The sequence below is a fragment of the Kitasatospora kazusensis genome (assembly GCF_039529945.1).
Taxonomy (GTDB): domain Bacteria; phylum Actinomycetota; class Actinomycetes; order Streptomycetales; family Streptomycetaceae; genus Kitasatospora; species Kitasatospora kazusensis.
The window spans coordinates 1-26,786 of record NZ_BAAANT010000065.1 but is presented as its reverse complement, the minus strand read 5'-3'; the positions used below and the strand labels follow the sequence as shown (position 1 = coordinate 26,786).

Sequence of the window (26,786 nt, the reverse complement as noted above, 5' to 3'; positions counted from 1 at the left end):
GGAGGGCCGCTGCGGCGGGCGGCGCTCGGCTGCCGGTTCCGTGTTCCGTGCACGCGGTTCGTCCGGCGGAGCAGAGCCGCCCGCCCCGAGGTGGGCCCGTCCCGACGGGCCCACCTCGTCGTGCTACTGCTACTGCTACTGCTACTGCTGCGGTGGCGGGTAGCCGTAGCCGACCGGCGGCTGGCCCTCCTGCGGGGGCGGCGGGTAGCCGTAGCCGGGCTGCTGGCCCTGCTGCTGCCACTCGGGCGGCAGCGACTGCCCGCCCGGGGCGCCCTGCTGCGGCGGCTGGCCGTAGCCGGGCGGCGGGGTCTGGCCGGGCTGCGGGGCCCACGGCGCGCCGGGGGCCGGCTGGCCGGGGAAGCCGCCCTGCTGCTGCGGGTAGCCGCCCTGCGGCGGGTACTGCTGCTGTTGCTGCTGCGGGTAGCCGCCCTGCTGCGGGTACTGCTGTTGCTGCTGCCAGCCGCCGCCCGCCGCGTGCTGGGCCCGCGCGATGTCCTCGCCGACCAGGGTGGCCAGCTCGAAGTACGCCTCCCGGACCTTGGGCCGCATCATCGCCAGGTTGACCTCGGCGCCGGCCGCCAGGCTCTCGTCGAAGGGCACCACCACGACGCCGCGGCAGCGGGTCTGGAAGTGCGCGACGATGTCCTCGACCTTGATCATCTTGCTGGTCTCGCGGACCCCGGAGACCACCGTGATGCTGCGCTGCACCAGGTCGGCGTAGCCGTGCGCGGAGAGCCAGTCCAGGGTGGTGCTGGCGCTGCTGGCGCCGTCCACGCTCGGCGTGGAGACCACGATCAGCTGGTCGGCGAGGTCCAGCACCCCGCGCATCGCGCTGTACAGCAGGCCGGTGCCCGAGTCGGTCAGGATGATCGGGTAGTGCTGGCCGAGCACCTGGATGACCTGGCGGTAGTCCGAGTCGTTGAAGGTGGTCGAGACGGCCGGGTCGACGTCGTTCGCCAGGATCTCCAGGCCCGAGTGCAGGTCCTGCGAGGTGAACTGGCGGACGTCCATGTAGCTGCGCAGGTGCGGGATGGCCGTCACCAGGTCGCGGATGGTCGCGCCGGTCTGGCGCTTCACCCGGCGGCCGAGCGTCCCGGCGTCCGGGTTGGCGTCGATCGCGATCACCTTGTCCTGGCGCTCGGTGGCCAGGGTGGCGCCGAGCGAGGTGGTGGTCGTGGTCTTGCCGACGCCGCCCTTGAGGCTGATCACCGCGATCCGGTAGCAGCTCATCACCGGCGTGCGGATGACCTCCAGCCGACGGGCCCGGTCGGCCTCCGCCGCCTTGCCGCCGAACTTGAACCGCGACTCGCGCTGCTGCTTGGGCTGGCCGCGCAGCAGCCGGTCCGAGGAGAGCTCCACGGCGGCGGTGTAGCCGAGCGCGGCGCCGTGCGACATCGGCTGCTGGCCGCCCTGCTGGAACGCCGCCGGAGCCTGCGGGGCGGCCTGCTGGGGGTATCCGCCCTGCTGGGGGTAGCCGAGCTGCTGAGGCGGCTGGGTGTGCTGGGGCTGCGCGTGCTGGGGCTGCTGCGGCTGCGGGAAGGCCGGCGGCTGCGGCCAGCCGCCCTGGCGCGGGTCCACGGGCGGGCCGGGCGCGGGCGCGGCGTCCGGCGCGGGCTGCTGGGGCTGCTGCTGCGGGACCGGCCACGGGCCGGGCGGCGCGGGCTGCTGCTGGTACGGCTGCGGCGGTTCGGGCTGCTGGGGCGGCTGCGCCTGGACCGGGTTGGCGGGCGGCCAGGGCTGCTGCGGCGGCGCCTGCGACTCGGCGGCCGGAACGGGCACCGGGGCGGCCTGGACCTGCACCGGAGCGGGCGCAGGCGCCGGTACGGGGGCGGGCGCGGGTACGGGGGCGGGCGCCGGAGCGGGCGCGGGAGTCGGGGTGGGTACGGGGGCCGGAGCCGGTGCGACCTGCTCGGGGACGGGCTGCTGCGCCACCGGTGCGGGTGCGGGGGCAGGCGCGGGAGCCGGTACGGGGGCAGGAGCCGGCGCAGGGGCAGGGGCAGGGGCCGGTGCGGCGGACTGCGGGCCCGCGCTCTGTGTGTACCAGGACGGGGGGGAGTAGTCAGGCGCGTCCGACCAGTCGTCGTCGTCCTCTGCCGCGTTGTCGCCGACGTAGACGCCGTCCCGATCGCTGCTCACTTGGGCTCCCTCGTGTTCGCCGCCGCTGTTCGCGGTGCCGTCGGGCAACAAGACTAGGCCGTGATTCGCGGTCAGCTGAAGGCGGTATCTCAGCTGCCACCAAGGTCGGGGGACGTCAGCGGCCCTGCGACAACCGCTTTTGGAGTGAACCTCACCTGCTGTTCACCACGCCGCCCACCCGAAAGAGGTCCGCCCCCTCCACCGTAACGGTGCAGGAGGCGGACCGTGAGGGGGGCCCGTCAGTCCATCCGGCGCGGGCCGCCCAGGATCTGGCCCTCCGCCTCACCGGGGTTGGTCATCACGAACTGGCGCCGCATCCGGGTCGCCCAGAGGGTGATGTTGTCGGGCAGCGTCGGCAGCGAGGCGACGTCCTGCTCGCCGAGGGACAGGATGCGGGCGAGCACCTCGGTCTCCTGCGGCGAGACCCGCTGGATGCCGACCAGGTCGGCGGCGTTGAGCACCCGGGGCGCGTTCGGCCCGAGGTACGGCAGCAGCGTCAGGGTGCTCTGCCACGGCGCGGCGGAGAGCCGGCTGCGCGGCGGACGGGCGCCGAGGTCGCGGACGACCAGGACGGGCGAGGCCACCGAGGCACCCTGCGCGCCGAGCCGGCCGACCTGGTGGATGGTCACGCAGGGCTGGCCGCCGCCGGCGGCCTGCGCCAGCGGGGCCCAGGCCTGCGGCCGGCCGGTCTCGACGGCGATCCGGGCGCCGGTGGCGGCCGCGCGCAGCGCGATGATCTGCGCCGTCCACATGCCGCCGACCAGCACGACCTCGTACGAGGTGGGCCGGAACAGGCCCAGGACGGAGGGCTGCTGCTGCTGGTCGACGCCGATCACCACACCGTCGTCGCCGACCGGGAAGGAGAGCGCGCCGAGGTCCTCGGGCGAGAGCACGTGCCGCTCGCGGCGCGGACCGCGTAGGCCGAAGCCGGGACGGATCCGCAGCACCCGGGCCTGCTCGGCGCCGGGCTCGGGGGCCTGGGTGGGGTAGGTCTGATAGGCCATCAGGAAGTCCCTCCCAGGGGCAGTGTGGCGAGCAGGCCGGGAGCCTGTTCGAGGTCGAGCCGGGTGAGGCTCACGCCGGCGCTCTGTGCGCGGGACTCCACCAGCCGGCCGACCTGGTCGACCTCGCTCTCGCTCCGCCCGGTGACCCGGACGTGCCCGCTGATCGCCACCGAGCCGCCGGTGCCCTGGCTCGCGGTCAGGCTGAAGGTGCTGGCCAGCGCGGGGGTGCCGGTGACCAGGTTGACCAGGTCGGGGGCGGCGATCCGGCCGGGGGTGCCGCCGGGGCGGCTGAGCACCGGCCACTTGGAGATCCAGTAGGTGCTGTGCCAGCGGTCGTCGATCCGCCAGAACTTGCGGCTCTCCTGGGTGCGGCGGCCGTTGCCGCCGCCACCGCCGGTGCCCTGGCGGCCCGCGACGGCGATCGGGTTGGCGCAGGTGGAGATGGCCAGCGCGGCGATCAGCTCGCGCTCGTCGAGCGCGGTCGCGGTGAAGCCCGCGCTGTTCAGGCGTCCGGCCAGCTGGTCGGTGACGCGCTGCAGGGCCTTGCGGGCGCCCTCGTCCCCGCCGCCGCGGGCGACCACGGCGGCGCTGGTGAGCTCGGGGCTCAACTTCAGGGCGATCCAGGTGAGCCGCAGGCCGGGGGTGGAGAGGCCGTCGGGCAGCTGGTGGTAGGCGCGGGTGGCCAGCGACTGCTCGGGCAGGTGCGGGGCCGGCGCGGGCTGGGTGTGCTGCACCAGCTGCACCGACTCCAGCGCGATGTCGTCCACCTGGAGCGCCGAGCAGATCACGTCGAGCGGCAGCGGCAGGCTGGTGCGGGTGGGCCGCAGCGGCTGGTCCTTGGCCTGCACCAGCAGCACCGAGGTCAGGAAGGTGCCGTCGCCGACCATGCCGGTCTCGCGCCGGACGGGCCGCCCGTTGCCGAGGTCGGCCTCGGTGGCGTGGGTGTACGTGTGCAGCGCCGGTTCGAGCTCCAGCGCCGGCGCCAGGGCCGGGTCGGTGCCCGGCGGCGGTACGTTCAGCTGGGCCTGCTTGCGGCGGGCGTTGAACGCCATCCGGACCCGCAGGCCCTCCGGCGCGCTGCGGCCGTTCAGCGGCAGCAGCGCCACGATCACCAGCAGGACGGCCGGGACGGCGAAGACCCCGGCCATCGCCGCGTTGATCGTCCAGCCCACGGCCACCAGCGCCACCGCGACCTCCAGCAGCACCAGTTGCTGGAGCTGGAGGTGGGTGCCGAGGAGCCCCGGGCGGGGGTGGAGCTTCACCGGCACCGGAGCGGTCGGACGGGCCTGGGCGGGCTGCGCCCGCCGGGCCCCGCGCCCCGGACCCCCGGCGGAGCCGCTGTTGGCGCTCCCGCCGTTCCTGGCGCGTCGGCCGTGCGAAGTGTTGCGTCGCTCTGGAGCGGTCTGGCTTGGCATCCCCCGAGTGACCCTCTCTGATCAGATATCACGGCCCGGTTGGCTGGTCGGCGAACCGTACCCGTACCGTACTTACCGTCTGCTGCCGCATCGTAGAGGGTTGGCTACGGTCGCCGTCCGGCGGGTGGCAGACTCGCGCACGGACGAATCGTGCTGACGTACGCACAGATGTCCGGCAGGAGCCGGTGTCGGCAGGTGCAGATGTCGGCTGACACAGCTGTCGGTCAAACAGGGGAGACGACGAGGATGGCATCACGCCGGGACGAGCTGAACGCATACACCTTCGCGCGCAAGCGCATGGTGGGCGCCTTCCTGCAGCCCAGCGGAGGCGGTAACGACGAGGACGCGCCGCGCCCGGTCCGGGCCGTGCTGCCCAGCGTCGTGGTGGCCGCCGTCATCGTGGCGGGGTTCGGCATGGTGGGCGTCATCAAGCCCAGCGCGCCGCAGGGTTGGGACGACGGCAAGAGCGTCATCCAGGGCAAGGACTCGACCACCCGCTACGTGGTGCTGGTCGATCCGGTCTCCAAGGAGAAGGTGCTCCACCAGGTTCTCAACATGTCCTCGGCCCGGCTCGTGCTGCCGGCCGGCGCCAAGGTGGTGGTCGTCGCCGACTCGGTGCTCGACGCGTACAAGAACCACGGCCCGACCATCGGCATCCCGTACGCGCCGGACCGGCTGCCGGACCCGGCGGACGCCGGGGTCGCCAAGAACTGGTCGGTCTGCGACCGCCCGGGCAAGGACAACAGCCAGGCGACGATCAACCAGGCGGTCTTCGTGACGGCCGGCAAGGACGCCAAGACGCTCGCCAACCCCGGCCAGCTGCTCGGCGCCGGCCAGTGGCTGTTCGTCGAGGCGCCGCCGGTCGCGGGCAACCGTGCCAGCGACTACCTGGTCGACTCGGCGGGCCTCAAGCACGCGCTCACCGACGCGGGGACGGACGACGGCACCCGCAACAGCCTGGAGACCGGGCTGTTCGGCAGCGACGCGCACCCGCAGCAGGTCAGCCAGGACTGGCTGAACACCCTGAAGGACGGGAACAAGATCGCTTTCCCGGTGATCCCCGGGTTCAAGAGCTCCGAGCGGGTCATCTCCACGGTGCAGATCAGCCAGCAGGACGAGCGCTACGTGGGACGGCTGCTCTCCTTCCAGAACAAGAGCTTCTACGTGGTGGGCCAGGACCGCCTGTACGAGGTGACGGCCTTCCAGGCGGCGCTGATCATCTCCAACCCGGCGCTCAAGGTGATCTACAACAGCAACACGCCGACCTTCGCCCAGCTCTCGCCGAGCGACTACGCGGCGCTGCGGTCGCAGATCGACCAGACCACCCTGCTGGGCGGCAACGGTGACGTCCCGAAGGAGAAGCCGAGCGGCAGCGCGGTGAACACCGACAGCGCCAAGCCCCGGCAGGTGCTCTGCAGCACCTTCCAGAGCATGGATGCCACCGGTGCGATCAAGCAGACCGTGTGGGCCGACACCAACTACCCGATGCCGGTGACCACCGGTTCGGCCAGTGCGCACGTCTCCCCGGGGGCCGGCCTGCTGTTCCGTTCGGTGGACGCGGGTGCCGGCGGTTCGGGCAGCAACTTCCTGATCACCGAGACCGGCCTGCGCTACTCGGTGCAGAGCAACAACGACGGCGGCAAGACCGCGGCGGCGACCCCGTCGCCGGGCACGCAGTCGGGTCAGCCGCAGACGGACGAGGCACAGGCCCGGCTCGGCTACGACAAGATCCAGCCGGTCATGGTCCCGAGCCTCTGGGCCAACCTGGTGCCCGGCGGACCGGTGCTGAACACCGCTGCGGCGCTTGAGGAGCAGAACGCCTGACGCACTTTCAGGATTCGGGCCGGTTGCCAGGTCATGATCTGGTAACCAGTCCGGCTCCCGGTGTTGGGGGACTTGCGCTCGGCGACTATTGTGCAGAGGGAACACCGCGCCGTGGTGTTCGGCGGGTAGGCCGTGCCAGGACTATCCGTCAGAGGTTCTGTCTCATGGGGGACGGTAGATCATGTCTGGTCAGTTCACGACGACCGCTGAGGAAATGACCGCGTTTGCCAACCGCATCGGCGAGGTGAACCAGCAGGTCCAGGGGGAGATCCAGCGGCTCAACACCCTCGTCGACGAGACCAAGGCCTCGTGGAAGGGCGCCGGCGCCGACGCGTACGCCCAGCTCCAGGCCCGGTTCAACGAGGACGCCTCCGCGCTGAACAAGGTTCTCGACGAGATCAAGCAGGCGATCGAGGCCACCACGAAGCAGTACTCCGCGAACGAGCAGGAGCAGCACTCCTCGCTCAGCAGCGCGGCCAGCGCTCTCGGCTGACCTGCGGCTTCGTGCCATGCGGCCGTGAGCGCCGCGACTGCGGACCACGCAGACACTTCCGGCCGCCGAAGGGCGGACCGGCATGATCTTCCCGACAAGGAGTCACCATGTCCGACGGCCTCATCCAAGTTAATTTCTCCACCGTCCAGAACGCCAGCTCCGAGGTCCGCCAGACCGCTGCGCGCATCCAGAGCCAGCTGGAGGACCTCAAGGCCGGCGTCTCGCGGATCGCGAACAGCTGGCAGGGCGCGGCCCAGCAGGGCTACCAGGCCCGCCAGGCCCAGTGGGACGCCAAGGCCGCCGACCTGCAGCAGGCCCTGAGCAAGATCGCCCAGCTGCTGGACCAGGCCGCGTCGCGCTACCAGGACACCGAGCACAAGAACGCCGCGCTCTGGGGCTAGTCGTCCCTTGCGGGCCGGCACTGCGACAGACAGCAGGCGCTGAGGCAGTAGCAGAAGGGCGGGCGTCCGGTCGGGCGCCCGCCCTTGGCGCGCGGGGGACCGGCCGGGTGGCCGCGCGCAGCACATACGGGTGGATCAGAGGGGAAGACAGGTGCCGTCGTTGGGTACGTACCGCAGGTCTGCTGCGGCGTTCGTCGCGCTGGGAGTGATCGGCGGCCTGTCGGCCACGCCCGCGTACGCCGGTGCGCCGAGCTCTGCCGCCTCCGCGCCCTCGGCGCCGATAGGCATCGCGGCCGCCGCGGAGTGCCAGATCCCGTCGACGGACGTCCCGGGCGTGCCGTGGGCGCTGCAACGGGTGCTGCTCGACCAGCTCTGGGCGCCGCACAAGCCCAAGAGCCAGGACCCCACGACCGGGAAGGGCGTGCTGGTCGGGGTCATCGACACCGGCGTGGACAACGTCAACCCGCAGCTGGCGGGCAAGGTCGTCGACGGCGGCTCCAGCCTGGTCGACAAGTCGACCAACCAGCCGGTGCAGGGTACCGGCATCAACGACCCGGTGGGCCACGGCACCAAGGTGGCGGGCATCATCGCCGCCGGGCACAGCACCAAGACCGGCTTCGTCGGACTGGCGCCCGACGCCCAGATCTACTCGATCCGGCAGAACGACGCCCAGGGCAACGGCAACGTCAACCAGCTGACGGCGGCCATCAACAAGGCGCTGGACAACCACGTCGACGTCATCAACATCTCGCAGGACGTCCGCAGCACCGACGGCAACGGCGGCTTCGACGGCAAGGACGCACTGAAGGCCGCGCTGGACCGCGCGGAGAGCGACAAGGTGGTGGTGGTCGCCTCGTCCGGCAACGACGGCCTGGAGGGGGACACCTACCCCGCCGCGTTCCCGACCGTCCTGGCGGTCGGCGCCTCGGACCGCAACAACGAGCGGGCCTCGTTCTCCCAGTACGGCGACTTCGTCGGCGTCGCGGCGCCCGGTGTGGACATGCTCTCCACCGCGCCCGGCAACGGCCAGTGCGTGGACAACGGCACCAGCTTCTCCTCCCCGTACGTGGCGGGCGTCGCCGCGCTGCTGAAGGGCGAGCACAAGGACTGGACGGCCAAGCAGGTCCGGGCCCGGATCGAGCAGACCGCGCAGCGCACCCAGCGGGGCTGGAACAAGTTCACCGGCTGGGGCGTGGTCGATCCGGTCAAGGCCGTGCAGTGGGTCGACGGCCAGCCGGACGCCCCGCACGACGACCCGCCGGTGCACCTGGACTCGGCGCGGATCGTCGCCCAGCCGCTGGGCCTGGCCGAGACCCAGGCCGACCGCGACCGCCGCAGCGCGATGTACGTGCTGGCCCTGGGCACCCTGCTGGTGGCCGGGCTCGGGGGCGGCGCCGTTGTCCTGCGCGACCGCCGTCGGCGCGACGAGGGCTGACGCGCACGGCCCTGGCACCCCTGGCACGTGAAGGAGGCCGGCACCCCCGCGGGGGTGCCGGCCTCCTTCACGTGCGGGCCCGGGTCAGGCCTGGTCGTCCTCGGGGACGGTGATCACCCAGCGGGTGGCCTGCCGGGGGCGGAGGTAGAACACCCAGTAGAGCGTGGCGGCGGCGGTGATCCCGCCGGTCCAGAGCAGGGCCTTGACGTCCATCTGGGTGAGCACGTAGGCCAGCATCACGATCAGCAGCGCGGGCAGGACCGGCCAGAGCGGCTGGCGCCAGGCGGGGACGTCCTTGTGCGCGCCCCGGCGGGAGAGCAGCGCGGCGACGGCGACCAGCAGGTACAGGGCCGCGACGGCGACACCGGTGATGTTGGTCAGCAGCTGGCCGGGGACGAAGCAGAGCGCCGCGCCGGGCAGGCCCACCGCGAGGGTGGCGACCCAGGGGGCGTTGAACCGGTTGAGGGTGCCGAAGGCCTTGTTGACCGGCTCGGGCCAGGCCTTGTCACGGCCGGAGGCGAAGAGCACCCGGGAGTTCTGGATGACCATCACGATGCCCGCGTTGATGATCGCCAGCGCGATGCAGAGGCTGATGAAGGTGCCGAGCGCGGAGTCGCTCCAGCCGGCCACCATGCCGGAGAGGTCGCCGCCGGTCAGGGTGGCCAGGTCGGGCGCGCCCAGGGTGATCGCGACGACCGGGACGATGATGACGACCACCGAGAGCGCGAGCGTCCAGAGCACGGTACGGGCGACGTTGCGGCGCGGGTTCTCCAGCTCCTCGGAGAGGTAGATCGCGGTGCTGAAGCCCTGGGTGACGAAGAGCGCGATGCCCATGACGGCGAAGACCGCCCCGATGCCCACCGTGCTGGTGACGCCCTGGGGGTCGGCCATCGTGCCGTGGATCAGGCTGCTCACGCCGCGCTGGCTGTGCGCGAAGCCGAGGACGGAGACGACGCCGGCCGCGATCACCTCCAGGACCAGGAAGATCCCGGTGATCCAGGCGTTGGCGCGCAGGTCGAGCAGGCCGGCCACGGTGGCGGCCAGCATCACGGCCATGCCGGCCACGGCGGGGCTCAGGTGCACGATCGGGGCGAGGTAGGCCGCCGTACCGATCGCGATCACCGACGGCACGATCATCACCACGATGATCGACTGGATGAAGACCAGCCAGCCGGCGAACCGCCCGGCCAGCGTGCCGACCATCGCGTACTCGCCGCCGGCGCTCGGGATCAGGGTGCCGAGTTCGGAGTAGCAGAACGCCACCGCGACACAGATGACGGCGCCGATCGCGATGCTCAGGGCGGTCGCGGTGCCGAGGGCGTTGAAGAGCTGCGGTACCAGAACGAAGAGCGAGGAGGCGGGCGTCACGCAGGAGAGCGTGAGCAGTGTGCCGCCCACGACGCCGAGCGAGCGGCTCAGCTTGCGCGGTGCCTCGGTGGCGCCTTCGGTCGCCGTGGTGGGGGCTACGGCGAGTGGCGGGCGAAGCGTGTCGGTCATGGACGGTTCCGATCGACTCTGTGCGGTTCTGGGGGGAGGGAGCGGTATCGCCTCCGCAGCGGTTGCCTGGTCCTGGTTGTCGCTCCCGGCCGTCATGGAACCTTGTGCGTATTGATTGCGTCAATGGCCGATCTGCTTCGGAATCCGTTGCGTAGGGCCGCATAAACATGCGATCCAGTAGTCGCTCGCGGTAATTGCCGAATATGTCCGAGTTGCTCCACTCGGCGTGGCGCATATGAATCCAAGGTGAACTGGTGATTATGGCCAGGGATTCCAAGGGTATGTGGGGCTTTGGTTGGTGCTCGTCCAAGGTCGCTCCGGGGCCGCCGAACCCTCCCCGCCGACAACGAGAACCGCAGCTCAGGGGCGCAAGAAACTCCATAACGTTTCGGCCCCCGAGACGCCGAGAGGCCGGGTCCACGGGGACCCGGCCTCCTTGCGATCACTGCGTGTTACTGGGTGGGCAGCCAGCCCGTCTGGACCATCTGGCCACTGGCGATCTTGCGCGAGACGAACACGCCTCGGCCCGGCGGCAGCGGCTGCGGCTTGACGGTGCCGAGCAGCGCGCCCTCGTTCTTGTCGCCCGAGAGCAGCAGGCCCTGACCGCCCAGCTCGCGCATCCGCTGCATGATCGGCTCGAAGAGCGAGCGACCGGCACCACCGGCGCTGCGGGCGATGATCACGCGCAGGCCGATGTCACGGGCGAACGGCAGGAACTCGGCCAGCGGCGCCAGCGGGTTGCCCGACTGGGTGGCGACCAGTTCGTAGTCGTCGACGATCACGAACATGTCCTTGCCGGTGTACCAGCTGCGGTCGCGCAGCTGCTGCGGCGTGACGTCCGGACCCGGCAGGCGCCGCGAGCAGGCGCCGCGGAGCATGTCGACGATCGCGGTCATGGCCGGCGCGGCCGCCGCGTACTCGACCAGGTACTCCGGCGGGACGGTGCCCAGCAGCGAGCGGCGGAAGTCGCCGATCACGATGCCGGCCTGGTCCGAGGTGTACCGCTCGGTGATCTGCTTGATGATCATCCGGAGCATCGCCGACTTACCCGACTCGCTCTCACCGAAGACGATGAACAGCGGGTCGGTCTCGAAGTTGAGGTAGATCGGCGCGAGCTCGACCTCGTCCACACCGAAGGCGATACCGCGCTCGGGGTGCTCGAAGCCCTTGGGCAGCGAGTTCCCGTCCAGCACCGCCGGCAGCATCCGGACCTGCGGCGCGCGCGGGCCCGTCCAGGCGGCGTCGACCTGCTGGACGAGGTCGGCGACACCGTTCTGCAGGTCCTCGATCTCCGAGGAGCCGTCGAGCCGGGGCAGCCCGGACAGGAAGTGCAGCTTGGCGGCCGTCACACCGCGACCGGGCGAACCGGCCGGGACGTTCTGCGCGACCTTGCGGTCGATCTCGGACTCCATCGCGTCACCGAGCCGCAGCTCGGTCCGGTTCAGCAGCAGGTCCTTCATCGCCGGACGGACCTCGGCGTACCGGGCCGCCGTCAGGATGACGTGGACGCCGTACCCGAGACCTCGCTGCGCGATGTCCCCGATGACCGGCTCCAGCATTTCGAAGTCCTGCTTGAACGTCAGCCAGCCGTCGATGATCAGGAAGACGTCGCCGAACTGCTCGTCCGGCAGCTGGCCGGCCGCGCGCTTGGTGCGGTACGTGGCGATGGTGTCGATGCCGGTCGCCCGGAACAGCTCCTCGCGGCGGTTCAGGACGCCCTGGACCTCGCTGATCGTGCGGCGCACCTTGTCGACGTCCAGACGCCCGGCGACCCCGCCGACGTGCGGCAGGCCCTGCAGGCTCTGGAAGCCACCGCCACCGAAGTCCAGCATGTAGAACTGGGCCTCGGTCGGGGTGTGGGTGACGGCGAAGCCCGCCACCATGGTGCGCACCAGCGTCGACTTGCCGGAGCGCGGACCACCCACGATGAGGCCGTGACCGGCCGAACCCGAGTAGTCCTGGTACAGCACGTCACGGCGCTGGTCGCGCGGCTTGTCGACGATGCCGACCGGCACCACGAGGCGGCCGAGCGCACCGAACTCGGGCGAGGTGAGACCGCGCTCCGGGGTGACCTGGAGCGGCGGCACCAGCTGGTCGACGCTGGGCGCCGCGTCCAGCGGCGGCAGCCAGACCTGGTGGGCCGGCGGGCCCTGGCCGATCATCCGGCCGACGAAGGTGTCGAGCATGGTGTCCAGCAGCGAGTCGTCGATCTCTTCGGCGACCTCCACCACCTCCTCGACCACCGGCTCCACGACCTCGACCTCGGCCGCGGTGAACAGCACCGGCTGCGCGGTGACCGTGCGGCCGCCGCTGACCAGCACCTGGCCCGGCGGGCGGTAGGCGCCGGAGACGTACGCCGCCCGGAAGCGCTCCATCACGTCGGAGCCGAACTTCAGGTACCCGACACCGGGCATCGGCGGCAGGTGGTAGGCGTCCGGCACACCGATCGCGGCCCGCGACTCGGCGGCCGAGAAGGTGCGCAGACCCAGCCGGTAGGAGAGGAAGGTGTCCAGACCGCGGAGCTTGCCCTCCTCCAGACGCTGCGAGGCGAGCAGCATGTGCATACCCAGCGAACGGCCGATCCGGCCGATCTGGATGAACAGGTCGATGAAGTCCGGCTTCGCGGTGAGCAGCTCGGAGAACTCGTCGATGATCATCAGCAGCGAGGGCAGCGGGTCGAGCGCGGCCCCGGCCGCGCGGGCCCGCTCGTACTCGTTGATGTTGGCGTAGTTGCCCGCCGAACGCAGCAGCTCCTGACGGCGGTTCATCTCGCCCTCGATGGAGTCACGCATCCGGTCGATGAGGGTGGCCTCACCCTCCAGGTTGGTGATCACGGCCGCGGTGTGCGGCATCTCCGCCATACCGGCGAAGGTCGCACCACCCTTGAAGTCGGCGAGGACGAGGTTGAGCACCTCGGAGGAGTGCGTGACGGCCAGCGCCAGCACGATGGTGCGCAGCACCTCGGACTTGCCGGAACCGGTGGCGCCGACGCACATGCCGTGCGGGCCCATGCCCTCCAGCGAGGCTTCCTTGAGGTCCAGCCAGACGTACTCGCCGCTGGTGCCGACACCGAGCGGGACGCGGAGCTTCTCGCGGATCGGCTTCGGCCGCCAGTGGCGGGCGGGGTCGAAGGCACCGGGGTCGCCGGTGCTCATCATCTCGGTGAAGTCCATGGAGATCAGCGACGGGTCGCCGTCGTCCCCGCCCACCGAGGCGCGGAACGGCGCCAGCTGGCGGGCCAGGGCCTCGGACTGCCAGGCCGAGAGGGTGTCCGGCTTGCCGGAGTAGGAGGCACCGGAGGCGGACTCCAGCAGCAGCTCCTCCGGGGAGACGGTCACGATCAGGTGCCCGCTGGGCTCGTCCAGGTCGCCGGGGACGACCTCGATGATGGTGACACCCTCGACGCCCTCGGCGCCGGCCAGCAGCGAGTCGGGCGGCACGGCCGCGCCGTCCATCACCACGATGACGTGCGGCTGGTCGGCGGAGGGGACGGCGTCGCGGGTGAAGCCCTTGCGGCCCGCGAGCTCGTTCTGGAGCAGCTGCTCCACCTCGCCCAGACCGGTGGCGATCAGACGGCGCGAACCGGCGCCGTCGTTCTCCTTGCGGTGCTGGGTGTGCGGCAGCCACTTGGCCCACTCCCACTCGTCCACCGCACCGGGGGCCGCGGCCACCGCGATGACCAGGTCGTCGGGGGAGTGCAGCGTCGCCAGCTGGGCGATCATCGCCCGCACGTTGCCGTACACGGTGTCGGGGTCGCCGCACACCGTGATGTGGTAGAAGGCGCGCAGCGAGACCGCCAGCGGCAGGTCCTGCAGGGTGCCGTGCGCGGTGAGGAAGTTCTTCATGGCCTCGGCGGCCAGCGGTTCCAGCTCGTCCATCGGCGCGGTCTGCGGCGCCACCAGCGGGGTGGACAGCTGCTGCGGTCCGCGCCCCAGCCTGATCTGCCCGAAGTCCGGATCGGTGGGCCTGCGCTCCCAGAGCCGGCGGCCCTCCGCCACGATCGACCAGAGCTGGTCGGGCTCGGGGTGCAGGAAGAGCTGCGCACCGCGCTGGCGCTCGGCCGTACGCCGGACCTGACGCCGCATCTGCTGCAGGTACTTCAGGTAGTCACGGCGCTCGTCCGAGGTGCCCGCGTTGCCGCCCTTGCGAGCCTTGACGATCTGAGCCACCGCCATGCCGGCGGTGGAGGCGACCATCAGGACGCCCATCATCTTCATCGGGCCCTGAGCGCCGGGGGAGAAGAAGAACGCCGCCGAGCCGCCCATGCCGAGCAGCGGCAGCAGGGACATCATCCAGTCCTCGCTGCCGGTACGCGGCAGCTCGGGCGGAGGTACCAGCTCCACCGGCTCGTCCGGAACGGCGGGCGGATAGGCCCGGGCCGGACGCTTGACGGTTACCACGCTCATGCGCCTACCTCGCTTCGCTCGGCAGTCGCTTCGCGAAACGCGCACCTCACGATGGCCCTCCCCCAACCTCCGGCTGGGGGTGCCCCCATGCTTCGCTCGCTCACAACGGCATCAGCCCTCACGCAATTGGATACGTACGGGTGAGAGCGCCCCGTGTTTGATGACGCCGCCCCCGCTCCGCCGACCGCAGGCGTCCTCGGGAGCTGCGCGAACCCGCCCCCGTTACGCCTTGCGCAGGGGCAGATCCTACTGGTCGGCCCGGACGGTTCGAGCACGGGGGCAGGCGCTTTGCGGCAGTTGTGGTCCGATGACCGGGCAAAACGACCATTTGCTGCCACCAGGGCCTCCTGATGACGCGTCGGCGGAACCGCGACGGGGGCCGGTAGCCGGAACGGGCAGGTCGGGCGGTAGGGTAACGCCGCGCCAACTCTTGCCCGGATCGTGTCAGTTCCGGTCCGGCTGAGCTGGCGCCAGCTGACTAACAGGCTCAGTCAACGAGGGGGAAGCGCCGGTGAGCGCAAACGCAACGACCGGATTCTGCCGGGTCACCGTCGTGGCACCGGACAGCCGGATCGATGTCGCACTTCCGGAGGACGTTCCGCTCGCGGACGTCTACCCGGAGGTGCTCCGGCTGTCCGGGCAGACCCAGGTGGACGGTGCGCCCACCGGCTTCCACCTGGTCCGCCGCGACGGCACCGTGCTCGACAGCGGCCTGCCGCTGTCCGCACAGCAGGTCCGCGACGGTGATCTGCTCAGCCTTCGCCCGTTCGCCGAATCGCTGCCGCCCGCCGTCTACGACGACGTGGCCGACGCCATCGCCAGCGCCGTGGACACGGACCGCCGCTTCTGGAGCCCCGAGCTGATGCGGGCCTTCGGGCTGATCGGCGCCGGCGTGCTGCTCGTGCTGCTCGGCTTCGCGCTCTGGTTCTCCGACCTGCGCCACGACATGCACAGCCTGCCGGGCATCGTCTCGGGCGTCACGGCGATCACGCTGGTCACCTTCGCCGCCGTGCGGGCCCGGGTCTACGGGGACCACGACGCGGCGCTCGCGCTCGGCCTCGGCGCCCTGCCGCACGCACTGATCGCCGGCTCCGGCGTCCTGCCGGTCGCCACCCTGGGCGGCGGCCCCGGCCGGATCCAGTTCCTGGTGGGCTGCGTCACCGTGCTGGTGGTCGCCATCCTGCTGGTCGGCCTGCTGCCGGAGAAGGACTCGCCGTTCGTCGCGGCCTCCTTCCTCGCCACCGCCGGCACCCTGGCCACCTTCGCCGCGGTGCTGCTCCCCACCACCCCGGCCACCCACATCGCCGCCGTCACCGGCGTCGCCGCGGTCTCGGTGATCGGCTTCCTGCCCGCGCTCTCGGCCCGGTTCGCCCGGCTGCCCGTCGGCTTCAGCGCTCCCGGCCAGACCCGCACCCGTGGCACCAGCTACAGCGAGGAGGCCAGCCGCGCCGAGGCCGTCCAGTACGAGCGGATCGCGCACCAGGCCCGCCGCGGCCACGAGGTGCTGATCGGCCTGGTCGGCGGCTGCTCCGCCACCATCGTCGGCGCCTGCACCGTGCTGGGCTTCAGCGACCGGATGTGGGGCGAGCTGCTGGCGCTGGCGCTGGGCGTCTCGACCATGCTGCGCGCCCGCCTGTTCCGCTACACCGCGCAGATCTTCAGCCTGATCATCGCGGGCCTGGCCGCCCTGAGCCTGCTGATCCTGGGCCTCTCGCTGCACACGCCGATGTACATCGTGAAGGCCGCGAGCGCGACCTCCACCGACATCCGCACCATCTGGCTCGCCGGGTCCATCGCGCTGGGCGCCGTCATCCTGACCGCCATCGCGCTGGTCGTCCCCCGACTGGGCGTCTCCCCGTTCTGGGGCCGGATCCTGGACACGGTCGACGGCGTCATGCTGATCTCGCTCGTCCCGCTGACGCTCGCGGTGCTCGACATCTACGGGCTCGTCCGGGGCGCGACCGGCACCGGCTGACCCCACCACCTCCCGTTCACCCGTGCCCGCCGGGGCCCCGCTTCAGGGGGCACCGGCGGGCACTGGTACGCTTGGCCATTGAGCGCAGCCGTGTCTGTCCCGGAGCCCCGGCTCCGATGCCGCGGACGGCCGCGCTCGACGTACGACACCGAGTCATCTCAGATCCTGTGCCGTAGACCAGGATCGCTCGGATCATCTCTGAAGGAGTTGCCGTGGCTCTCGACGCCGCCGTCAAGAAGCAGATCTTCGCCGAGTTCGGCCAGAAGGAGGGCGACACCGGCTCCCCCGAGGTCCAGGTCGCCATGCTGTCCCGCCGCATCTCGGACCTGACCGAGCACCTGAAGTTCCACAAGCACGACCACCACAGCCGTCGTGGCCTGCTGATCCTGGTCGGCCAGCGTCGCCGGATGCTGAAGTACTTGGCCGCCAAGGACATCGAGCGCTTCCGTACGCTCGTCGAGCGCCTGGGCATCCGTCGCGGTGCCGCCGGCGGCGCCCGCTAAGACCGCCGCGTCGGGGCGGCTCCCCTTCCCGGGGAGCCGCCCCTTCTGGCATCCGTGGCGTGCCGGTGCCCGCACCGCGCACCACTCGCAGCACCAGTACCACCCGTACCACCAGCACCACCACGCTCCACTCGCACCGGGCAGTGCCGGTACCACGCGCTGCCCGCACCGACGGATCGACCCGGCAGATCACACCGGCACATTCCACACGCGTGGCAATGGCCGCCTCTGTAGGGTGTGAATTTGTAAGGTGAGGGGCATGCCCGGTCATGGCATCGACGATGCCGTCGCCACCGAGGCAGCACGAGATCACCCAGCGGGCCGCTGGCTTCAAACGGAAGCCGCCCGCGTCCGGAGGAGCGTCCACACGCGACCGCCGACCTGGCCGCCGAGAGGCGCCGGTCCTCGGTAGTGGCCGTCGGGAGTCCCCGTCACAGCGGACGACCCGGAGGCTTCGATCGAAGACCGGCCCAAGATGTGCCCGGGCCGCAGGTGGGCAAGCGCAGGGGCGCTCCTCGGGAGACGCACGAAAGAGGAGAACTTCCAGGTGGAAGAGAACGTGTTCTACGCCGAGGCCGTCATCGACAATGGCAGCTTCGGTACCCGTACCATCCGTTTCGAGACCGGCCGTCTGGCCCGTCAGGCCGCCGGCTCGGCCGTGGCCTACCTCGACGACGACACCATGGTGCTGTCCGCCACCAGCGCGTCCAAGCAGCCGAAGGAGCACTTCGACTTCTTCCCGCTGACGGTCGACGTCGAGGAGCGGATGTACGCCGCGGGCCGCATCCCCGGCTCGTTCTTCCGTCGTGAGGGCCGGCCGTCCGAGGACGCGATCCTCACCTGCCGCCTGATCGACCGCCCGCTGCGCCCGTCCTTCGTCAAGGGCCTGCGCAACGAGGTCCAGGTCGTCTGCACGATCATGGCGCTCAACCCCGACCACCTGTACGACGTGGTGGCCATCAACGCCGCCTCCGCGTCCACCCAGCTGGCCGGCCTGCCGTTCTCCGGCCCGATCGGCGGCGTCCGCGTCGCGCTGATCAAGGGCCAGTGGGTCGCGTTCCCGACCCACAGCGAGCTGGAGGACGCCGTCTTCGACATGGTCGTCGCCGGCCGCACCCTCGCCGACGGTGACGTCGCGATCATGATGGTCGAGGCCGAGGCCACCACCAAGACGATCCAGCTCGTCGAGGGCGGCGCCGAGGCGCCGACCGAGGACGTCGTCGCCGCCGGTCTGGACGCCGCGAAGCCGTTCATCAAGGTGCTGTGCGCCGCGCAGGCCAAGCTGGCCGCCCAGGCCGCGAAGCCGACCGGTGAGTTCCCGGTCTTCCTGGACTACCAGGACGACGTGCTGGCCGCCCTGACCACCGCGGTCAAGGACGAGCTGGCCAAGGCGCTCACCATCGCCGGCAAGCAGGAGCGCAACGCCGAGATCGACCGCGTCAAGGCGATCGCCGCCGACAAGCTCCTGCCGGAGTTCGAGGGCCGCGAGAAGGAGATCAGCGCCGCGTACAACGCGCTGACCAAGAAGATCGTCCGCGAGCGCGTCATCAAGGACAAGGTCCGCATCGACGGCCGTGGCGTCACGGACATCCGTACGCTGGCTGCCGAGGTCGAGGCCATCCCGCGCGTGCACGGCTCGGCCCTGTTCGAGCGTGGCGAGACCCAGATCCTGGGCGTCACCACCCTGAACATGCTCCGCATGGAGCAGCAGCTCGACACGCTCTCCCCGGAGACGCGTCGCCGCTACATGCACAACTACAACTTCCCGCCGTACTCGGTCGGCGAGACCGGCCGCGTCGGTTCGCCGAAGCGCCGCGAGATCGGCCACGGCGCGCTGGCCGAGCGGGCGATCCTGCCCGTGCTGCCGACCCGCGAGGAGTTCCCCTACGCGATCCGCCAGGTCTCCGAGGCGCTGAGCTCCAACGGCTCCACCTCGATGGGCTCGGTCTGCGCCTCGACCATGTCGCTGCTGAACGCCGGTGTGCCGCTGAAGGCCGCCGTCGCCGGTATCGCCATGGGCCTGATCTCGCAGGAGATCGACGGTGAGACGCACTACGTCGCGCTGACCGACATCCTGGGCGCCGAGGACGCGTTCGGCGACATGGACTTCAAGGTCGCCGGTACCCGCAACTTCATCACCGCCCTGCAGCTGGACACCAAGCTGAACGGCATCCCGGCCTCCGTGCTGGCCGCCGCGCTGAAGCAGGCCAAGGACGCCCGCCTGCACATCCTCGACGTGATGAACGAGGCCATCGACGCGCCCGACGAGATGTCGCCGAACGCGCCGCGCATCATCACCATCAAGATCCCGGTGGACAAGATCGGTGAGGTCATCGGCCCGAAGGGCAAGATGATCAACCAGATCCAGGAGGACACCGGCGCGGACATCACTATCGAGGACGACGGCACCATCTACATCGGTGCGGTCGACGGTCCCTCGGCGGAGGCTGCCCGTACGACGATCAACCAGATCGCCAACCCGACCATGCCGGAGGTCGGGGAGCGCTACCTGGGCACCGTGGTGAAGACCACGACGTTCGGCGCGTTCATCTCGCTCATGCCGGGCAAGGACGGCCTGCTGCACATCTCGCAGATCCGCAAGCTCGCCGGTGGCAAGCGCGTGGAGAACGTCGAGGACGTGCTCGGCGTCGGCGCCAAGGTCCAGGTCGAGATCGCCGAGATCGACCCGCGCGGCAAGCTCTCGCTGATCCCGGTCGTCGAGGGCGAAGAGAACGGCGAGGCAGCGTCCGAGTGACGTTCCACCGCTAGGCTCACCGCGGCCCGCACGCTCCCGCTCGGAGCGTGCGGGCCGCACCCCGTTGTCTCCCAGCTCCATGCTCGGCTTCAAGCTCCAGCTTCATGAGAGGTCCACCCGTGGCTCAGGTCCCGGCAGCATCGCAGCGTCCCGGCACCACCAGGACACTGCTCAAGGGCGTCGACGGCGCCGGCACCGTACGCCGCACCGTCCTCCCCGGCGGCCTGCGGGTCGTCACCGAGACCCTGCCCACGGTCCGCTCGGCGACCTTCGGCATCTGGGTCGGCGTCGGCTCCCGGGACGAGACCCCGGTCCTGAACGGCGCCACCCACTACCTGGAGCACCTGCTCTTCAAGGGCACCGAGCGGCGCAGCGCGCTGGACATCTCGGCGGCCCTGGACGCGGTCGGCGGCGAGATGAACGCCTTCACCGCGAAGGAGAACACCTGCTACTACGCGCGGGTGCTCGACACCGACCTGCCGCTCGCCATCGACGTGGTCTGCGACATGCTCACCGGCTCGCTGATCCGCCCCGAGGACGTGGAGGCCGAGCGCGGCGTCATCCTTGAGGAGATGGCGATGGCCGAGGACGACCCGGGCGACGTGGTGCACGACCTCTTCGCCAAGGTGATCTACGGCGAGGGGCCGCTCGGCCGCCCGATCCTGGGCACCCAGGAGACCGTCAACGCGCTGACCAGGGACCAGATCGCCGGCTTCTTCAAGCGCCGCTACAAGCCCGAGCAGCTGGTCGTCGCGGCGGCCGGCAACCTCGACCACGCCAAGGTCGTCCGCCAGGTCGAGCGGGCCTTCGCCGGCGTCCTGGCCAAGTCCACCGGCCACCCGGCCGAGGTCCGCCAGGGCCACAAGGCCGTCCGCACGGCGGGCCGGGTCGAGGTGCTGAACCGCCCGACCGAGCAGGCCCACCTGGTGCTCGGCGTCCCCGGCGTCCCGAGGCACGACGAGCGCCGCTGGGCGATGGGCGTGCTCAACGCGGCGCTCGGCGGCGGGATGAGCTCGCGGCTCTTTCAGGAGGTCCGGGAGAAGCGCGGGCTCGCGTACTCGGTGTACTCGTACTCCTCCTCGTACGCCGACAGCGGCCTGTTCGGCATCTACGCGGGCTGCCAGCCCAAGCGGGTCGAGGAGGTCCTCAGGATCTGCCGTGAGGAGCTCGCCAAGGTCGTCCAGGACGGCATCACCGAGGAGGAGCTGACCCGCGCGATCGGGCAGATCTCCGGCTCCACCGTGCTCGGCATGGAGGACACCGGCTCGCTGATGAACCGGATCGGCAAGGCCGAGCTCTGCTACGGCCACCACCTGTCGGTCGACGACATGCTGGCGAAGATCGCCTCCGTCACCCTGGAGGACGTCCACGCGGTCGCGCGTGATGTGCTGGGTGCGCACCGCCCGTCGCTCGCGCTGATCGGGCCCGTCAACGACAAGCGGGCCGCCAAGCTCGCCACAGCGCTTGTCTAGAAGAACTGCTTGTCCAGAAGAACCGCTGGTCTGAGAGGACTCCTGAGATGACTCTGCGCGTCGCCGTGATCGGCGCCACCGGCCGGATCGGCTCGGAGGCCGTCAAGGCCGTCGAGGCCGCCCCCGACCTCGAACTGGTCGCCGCCCTGGGCCGCTCCGACAAACTGGAGACCCTGACCGCGGCCGACGCCCAGGTCGTGGTCGAACTGACCCACCCGGACGCGGTGATGGGGAACCTGGAGTACTGCCTCGCCAACGGCCTGCACGTGGTCACCGGCACCACCGGCTGGACGGACGAGCGCCTGGCCACGCTGGACGGCTGGCTCGCCGCGGCTCCCGCCACCGGCGTCCTGATCGCACCGAACTTCTCCATCGGCGCGGTACTCGCCATGCAGTTCGCCCAGCAGGCGGCCAAGTACTTCGAGACCGTCGAGGTCGTCGAGCTGCACCACGACAGGAAGGCCGACGCCCCCAGCGGCACCGCCACCCGCACGGCCCAGCTGATCGCCGCGGCCCGCGCCGCGGCCGGCCTGCCGCGCCAGTCGGACCCGACCACCCACGGCCTCCCCGGGGCCCGCGGCGCCGACGTGGACGGCGTACCCGTCCACTCGGTCCGGCTGCGCGGGCTGCTCGCCCACCAGGAGGTCCTGCTCGGCGACACCGGCGAGACGCTGACCATCCGGCACGACTCGCTGCACCACAGCTGCTTCATGCCGGGCATCCTGCTCGGTGTGCGCAAGACCGCGTCCCGGCCCGGCCTGACCCTCGGGCTCGAACACCTCCTGGACCTGTGAGATGACCTCCCGTACCGGCTTCTTCGCCCTGGCCGCCGCCCTGCTGCTGGTCTCCCTGCTCTGCATCGGCGAAGGCGTGCAGCTGATCGCCACCGGCAAGCCGCTCGGCATCGGCATCGGCCTCTGCGCCTTCGTCATCCCGCCGATCGGCGTCTGGTTCCTGCGCCAGACCGTCCGCTTCGGCCGGGCCAGCGAGCAGCTCGCCCGCGAGCTGGAGGCCGAGGGCGGCCTGCCGGTGGACGAGCTGAAGCGCACGTCGGGCGGCCGGATCGACCGCGCGTCCGCCGACGCGGTCTTCGCCCGCCGCCAGGTGGAGGCCGAGGCGGCCCCGGGGGACTGGCGGGTCTGGTTCCGCCTCGCCGTCGCGTACGCCGACGCCGGTGACGTACCGCACGCCCGCAAGACCATGCAGCACGCGATCAAGCTGCACGCCGCGCCCGCCCCGGCCGGGGCGGCCTCGCTCGCGGGCTAGGCTGTCGGCGTCACCACTGCCTTACCTCTGGAGGATCCTCGCGTGAGCGACGAAGCGGGTTCGGCCCCGCAGGCCCCTGCCCCGCAGTTCCGTAGCGACGTCACCGTGGAGCTGGTCCGCAGCGCCGCGGCCGACACCGACGTGATCTGGGCGGCCCGGGTCTCGACCGCCGGCGAGCAGTCCCTGGAGGCGCTCTCGCAGGACCCGGAGAAGTCCAAGGGCCTGATCAACTTCCTGATGCGGGACCGCCACGGCACGCCCTTCGAGCACAACTCGATGACCTTCTTCATCAGCGCGCCGATCTTCGTCTTCCGCGAGTTCCACCGGCACCGCAGCGGCTGGTCCTACAACGAGGAGTCCGGCCGCTACCGCGAGCTGCAGCCGGTCTTCTACGTCCCGGGCGAGGAGCGCAAGCTCGTCCAGCAGGGCCGCCCCGGCCGTTACGAGTTCGTCGACGGAACCGCCGACCAGGCCAAGGTCGTCTCCGCCGCCATGGAGGCCTCCTACCGGGCCTCCTACGAGGCCTACCAGGAGATGCTCGCCGCGGGCGTCGCCCGCGAGGTGGCACGGGCCGTGCTGCCCGTCGGCCTGTTCTCCTCGATGTACGCGACCTGCAACTCGCGTTCGCTGATGCACTTCCTCTCGCTGCGCACCAAGGACGAGCGGGCCACCGTCCCGTCCTTCCCGCAGCGCGAGATCGAGATGGTCGCCGAGCAGATGGAGGCGGCGTGGGCCCAGCTCATGCCGCTCACCCATGCGGCCTTCAACGCCCACGGTCGTGTCGCGCCCTGACCTGGGCCGACAGGCATCCGGGCGGCTCGCCCGGCATGTCCGGATTGCGGCTTCAACAGCTGCTCCCTAGTCTCAGGACAAGGATTCCGGTGCTGCTTGAACCCCCGAGCAAACAGCACCGGAATCCCATGTCCGGCAGGCTCCGCACACCGCTCACCTGTCCGAACCCTGGACCGGCCTGGGTACCCACCAGCCGCCTACGAGTAGTTTTGGACGCATGGCTCCGACCTCCACCCCCCAGACGCCCTTCGGCCGGGTCCTGACCGCGATGGTGACCCCGTTCACCGCCGACGGCGGGCTCGACCTCGACGGCGCCCAGCGCCTCGCCACCCACCTCGTGGACTCCGGCAACGACGGACTGGTGCTCAACGGCACCACCGGCGAGTCCCCGACCACCAGCGACGCCGAGAAGGCCCAGCTGGTCCGCGCCGTGGTGGAGGCCGTCGGGGACCGGGCCCACGTCGTCACGGGCGTCGGCACCAACGACACGCACCACAGCGTCGAACTCGCCCGGCAGGCCGAGGCGGCCGGCGCACACGGCCTGCTCGTGGTGACGCCGTACTACAGCAAGCCCCCGCAGGAGGGGCTCTACCAGCACACCGTCAAGATCGCGGACGCCGCGGACCTGCCCGTGATGCTGTACGACATCCCCGGCCGCAGCGGAGTCGCGCTGAGCCACGAGACCCTGGTCCGCCTCGGCGAGCACCCCCGGATCGTCGCCAACAAGGACGCCAAGGGCGACCTCGGCGCCGCCTCCTGGGCCATCGCGCGCAGCGGACTCGCCTGGTACTCCGGCGACGACATCCTGAACCTGCCGCTGCTGTCGGTCGGAGCGGTCGGTACGGTGAGCGTGGTCGGCCACGTCGTCTCCGCCGAGCTGCGTGCCATGATCGACGCGTTCGTCGCCGGTGACCTCGCCAAGGCCACCGCGATCCACCAGGGCCTGCTGCCGGTGTTCACCGGGATGTTCCGCACCCAGGGCGTCATCCTGAGCAAGGCCGCGCTGACCCTGCAGGGCCACCCCGCCGGGCCGCTCCGGCTGCCACTGGTCTCCGCCACGCCGGCAGAGATCGAGCAATTGAAGGAGGATCTCGCCGCAGGCGGGGTACACCTTTAACCGACAAGACGTGCGCGCCCCGGCTCGCCGGACCCACCCGGGTCTGCCGCTGGACCGGAACGAAGGCGCGAGAGACCCAGTAAGCAGGAAACCAACGAAGAGCACGCACGCCATATGTCTCCAGGGGAGGACCCCCGGGCATATGGCGTGCGTCGTGAGGAGAGTCTTTTGAGCCACCCGCATCCCGAACTCAGCGCGCCGCCCGCACTGAAGGAGGGCGCCCTGCGCATCACTCCGCTCGGCGGCCTCGGTGAGATCGGCCGCAACATGACGGTCTTCGAGCACGCCGGCCGGCTGCTCATCGTCGACTGCGGCGTCCTCTTCCCGGAGGCCGAGCAGCCCGGCATCGACCTGATCCTGCCGGACTTCTCGTCCATCCGGGACCGCCTCGACAAGATCGACGGCATCATCCTGACCCACGGCCACGAGGACCACATCGGTGCCGTGCCGTTCCTGCTGCGCGAGAACCCGGACATCCCGCTGATCGGCTCCAAGCTCACGCTGGCGCTGATCGAGGCCAAGCTCGCCGAGCACCGGATCCGTCCGTACGTGCTGGAGGTCAAGGAGGGCGAGCGCGAGCGCATCGGCCCCTTCGACTGCGAGTTCATCGCGGTCAACCACTCCATCCCGGACGCGCTGGCCGTCGCCATCCGCACCCCGGCCGGCATGGTCGTCTGCACCGGCGACTTCAAGATGGACCAGCTGCCGCTGGACGGCCGCCTCACCGACCTGCCCGCCTTCGCGAAGCTGGCCGAAGAGGGCATGGACCTGCTGCTGGTGGACTCCACCAACGCCGAGGTCCCCGGCTTCATCCCGCACGAGCGGGACATCTCGGCCGCGCTGCGCAACGTCTTCTCCAGCGCGGACAAGCGCATCATCGTGGCCTCCTTCGCGAGCCACGTGCACCGCATCCAGCAGGTGCTGGACGCCGCGCACGAGCACAAGCGCAAGGTCGCCTTCGTCGGGCGCTCGATGGTCCGCAACATGGGCATCGCCCGTGACCTCGGCTACCTCAAGGTGCCCGGGAACCTGATCGTCGACGTGAAGACGCTCGACGACCTCCCCGACAAGGAGGTGGTGCTCGTCTGCACCGGCTCCCAGGGCGAGCCGATGGCCGCGCTGTCCCGGATGGCCAACCGCGACCACCAGATCCGGATCGTCGAGGGCGACACCGTGATCATGGCGTCCTCGCTGATCCCGGGCAACGAGACCGCGATCTACCGCGTGATCAACGGCCTGACCCGCTGGGGCGCCAACGTTGTCCACAAGGGCAACGCCAAGGTGCACGTCTCCGGCCACGCCTCGGCCGGCGAGCTGCTCTACTTCTTCAACATCTGCAAGCCGCGCAACCTCATGCCGGTCCACGGCGAGTGGCGCCACCTGCGGGCCTGCGCGGACCTCGGCATCAAGACCGGTGTCCCGAAGAACCGCACGGTCATCGCCGAGGACGGCGTGGTCGTCGACCTGGAGAACGGCGTCGCGAAGATCGTCGGCAAGGTCCAGGCCGGGTACGTCTACGTCGACGGCTCCTCGGTCGGCGACGTCACCGAGGCCTCGCTGAAGGACCGCCGCATCCTGGGCGAGGAGGGCTTCATCTCCGTCTTCGTCGTGGTCGACTCCAACAGCGGCAAGATGGTCGGCCGCCCGACCATCCAGGCCCGTGGCTCCGGCATCGACGACAACTCGTTCGGTCCGGTCGTGGCCAAGCTGGACGAGGCGCTCGCGCGCTCCGCCAGTGACGGCGTGCTGGAGGTGCGCCAGGTCCAGCAGCTGGTCCGCCGCACCATCGGCAAGTGGGTGGCGGACAACTACCGCCGCCGGCCGATGATCCTGCCGGTCGTCGTCGAGGTCTGATCCTCGGTCCGACCCTCGGTTTGACGTGGGGCAACCCGGAGCGTAATGTTCTCCGGGTTGCCCCAACGGCCGGCTGCTCCGGTTTCACTCGAATGCAATTCGAGAAGGAAAAGCAGCCCGAAGAACTCTGCTAGAGTTCGGGAGCGCCGAAAGGTGGCAGGAAAGCAAATCAGACAAACGAAACTCCGGGAAAACGGAGCGGAAAACATCTGCTAAGCTTTAAACACGAAAGAACGAAGCGCCCGGAGAGCCTGCGAGAGCGGCTTGAAGGAAGCGTCCGTTCCTTGAGAACTCAACAGCGTGCCAAAAGTCAACGCCAGATATGTTGACATCCCCGGCCCGGGTCGTTTGATCCGGGTTGGAGATTCCTTTTGTAGTAAAAACACAGCGAGGACGCAGTGCACGGGGCCGCCCTATTCCGGTGGTTGTCGTGCCGCTCAA

At 70.7% G+C, this 26,786-nt stretch carries 17 protein-coding genes and 1 pseudogene; 13 read left to right on the top strand and 5 right to left on the bottom strand.

Features of this window, described 5'->3' with window-relative positions:
• Positions 1-141: 141 nt before the first annotated feature.
• The 3 genes and pseudogenes from ABD330_RS30245 to eccE all read right to left on the bottom strand — a co-directional run.
• A pseudogene (locus tag ABD330_RS30245) lies at positions 142-2,136 on the bottom strand (MinD/ParA family ATP-binding protein); the annotation flags it as partial.
• 239 nt (positions 2,137-2,375) lie between these two features.
• Positions 2,376-3,140, bottom strand: a complete 765-nt coding sequence (locus ABD330_RS30240; RefSeq protein ID WP_344469488.1) for a hypothetical protein — start codon at positions 3,138-3,140, stop codon at positions 2,376-2,378.
• Positions 3,140-4,408 carry a type VII secretion protein EccE gene (eccE, locus tag ABD330_RS30235; protein WP_344469487.1) on the bottom strand — a complete coding sequence of 423 codons (1,269 nt, stop codon included), beginning with the start codon at positions 4,406-4,408 and terminating at the stop codon, positions 3,140-3,142. The genes ABD330_RS30240 and eccE overlap by 1 nt, the downstream gene beginning before the upstream one ends.
• A 393-nt stretch (positions 4,409-4,801) precedes the next feature.
• On the opposite strand from eccE, the gene ABD330_RS30230 reads away from it, so the two are divergent.
• The 4 genes from ABD330_RS30230 (at position 4,802) to mycP (ending at position 8,708) form a co-directional block, all read left to right on the top strand.
• Positions 4,802-6,379, top strand: a complete 1,578-nt coding sequence (locus tag ABD330_RS30230) for a type VII secretion protein EccB (RefSeq protein ID WP_344469486.1) — start codon at positions 4,802-4,804, stop codon at positions 6,377-6,379.
• Between the two features lie 181 nt (positions 6,380-6,560).
• Positions 6,561-6,872, top strand: coding sequence for a WXG100 family type VII secretion target (locus ABD330_RS30225; protein WP_344469485.1), 312 nt, complete (start codon positions 6,561-6,563; stop codon positions 6,870-6,872).
• A 107-nt stretch (positions 6,873-6,979) separates the two neighbouring features.
• Positions 6,980-7,273: a WXG100 family type VII secretion target gene (locus tag ABD330_RS30220; protein WP_344469484.1), complete on the top strand. Its 294-nt coding sequence runs from the start codon at positions 6,980-6,982 to the stop codon at positions 7,271-7,273.
• 151 nt (positions 7,274-7,424) lie between these two features.
• Positions 7,425-8,708 carry a type VII secretion-associated serine protease mycosin gene (gene mycP, locus ABD330_RS30215; RefSeq protein ID WP_425555691.1) on the top strand — a complete coding sequence of 428 codons (1,284 nt, stop codon included), beginning with the start codon at positions 7,425-7,427 and terminating at the stop codon, positions 8,706-8,708.
• An 84-nt stretch (positions 8,709-8,792) separates the two neighbouring features.
• On the opposite strand, the gene ABD330_RS30210 is transcribed toward mycP, so the two are convergent.
• Together ABD330_RS30210 and eccCa are read right to left on the bottom strand one after the other, a co-directional pair.
• The gene (locus tag ABD330_RS30210) at positions 8,793-10,205 is read right to left on the bottom strand and encodes an APC family permease (protein ID WP_344469482.1); all 1,413 of its coding nucleotides are present in this window, start codon (positions 10,203-10,205) and stop codon (positions 8,793-8,795) included.
• A 452-nt stretch (positions 10,206-10,657) separates the two neighbouring features.
• Positions 10,658-14,611: a type VII secretion protein EccCa gene (eccCa, locus tag ABD330_RS30205; protein ID WP_344469481.1), complete on the bottom strand. Its 3,954-nt coding sequence runs from the start codon at positions 14,609-14,611 to the stop codon at positions 10,658-10,660.
• Between the two features lie 511 nt (positions 14,612-15,122).
• Here eccCa and eccD point away from each other — a divergent pair.
• From eccD to ABD330_RS30160, 9 genes are all read left to right on the top strand, one after another.
• Positions 15,123-16,586: a type VII secretion integral membrane protein EccD gene (eccD, locus tag ABD330_RS30200; RefSeq protein ID WP_344469480.1), complete on the top strand. Its 1,464-nt coding sequence runs from the start codon at positions 15,123-15,125 to the stop codon at positions 16,584-16,586.
• Positions 16,587-16,798: 212 nt separating this feature from the next.
• On the top strand, positions 16,799-17,089 hold the full coding sequence (rpsO, locus tag ABD330_RS30195; RefSeq protein WP_344469479.1) for a 30S ribosomal protein S15: 291 nt from the start codon (positions 16,799-16,801) through the stop codon (positions 17,087-17,089).
• Between the two features lie 547 nt (positions 17,090-17,636).
• Positions 17,637-19,844, top strand: a complete 2,208-nt coding sequence (locus ABD330_RS30190) for a polyribonucleotide nucleotidyltransferase (protein WP_344469478.1) — start codon at positions 17,637-17,639, stop codon at positions 19,842-19,844.
• 104 nt (positions 19,845-19,948) lie between these two features.
• Positions 19,949-21,316, top strand: a complete 1,368-nt coding sequence (locus tag ABD330_RS30185; protein ID WP_344469477.1) for a M16 family metallopeptidase — start codon at positions 19,949-19,951, stop codon at positions 21,314-21,316.
• A 47-nt stretch (positions 21,317-21,363) separates the two neighbouring features.
• On the top strand, positions 21,364-22,110 hold the full coding sequence (gene dapB, locus ABD330_RS30180) for a 4-hydroxy-tetrahydrodipicolinate reductase (RefSeq protein ID WP_344469476.1): 747 nt from the start codon (positions 21,364-21,366) through the stop codon (positions 22,108-22,110).
• Between the two features lies 1 nt (position 22,111).
• Complete coding sequence (locus ABD330_RS30175; RefSeq protein WP_344469475.1) at positions 22,112-22,582, top strand: tetratricopeptide repeat protein; 471 nt, start codon at positions 22,112-22,114, stop codon at positions 22,580-22,582.
• A 42-nt stretch (positions 22,583-22,624) separates the two neighbouring features.
• Complete coding sequence (gene thyX, locus ABD330_RS30170; RefSeq protein ID WP_344469474.1) at positions 22,625-23,374, top strand: FAD-dependent thymidylate synthase; 750 nt, start codon at positions 22,625-22,627, stop codon at positions 23,372-23,374.
• Positions 23,375-23,591: 217 nt separating this feature from the next.
• Positions 23,592-24,491, top strand: a complete 900-nt coding sequence (gene dapA / locus ABD330_RS30165) for a 4-hydroxy-tetrahydrodipicolinate synthase (protein WP_344469473.1) — start codon at positions 23,592-23,594, stop codon at positions 24,489-24,491.
• 168 nt (positions 24,492-24,659) lie between these two features.
• A complete protein-coding gene (locus tag ABD330_RS30160) occupies positions 24,660-26,345 on the top strand; it encodes a ribonuclease J (protein ID WP_344469472.1) in 1,686 nt (561 codons plus the stop codon).
• The last annotated feature ends 441 nt before the right edge of the window (positions 26,346-26,786 follow it).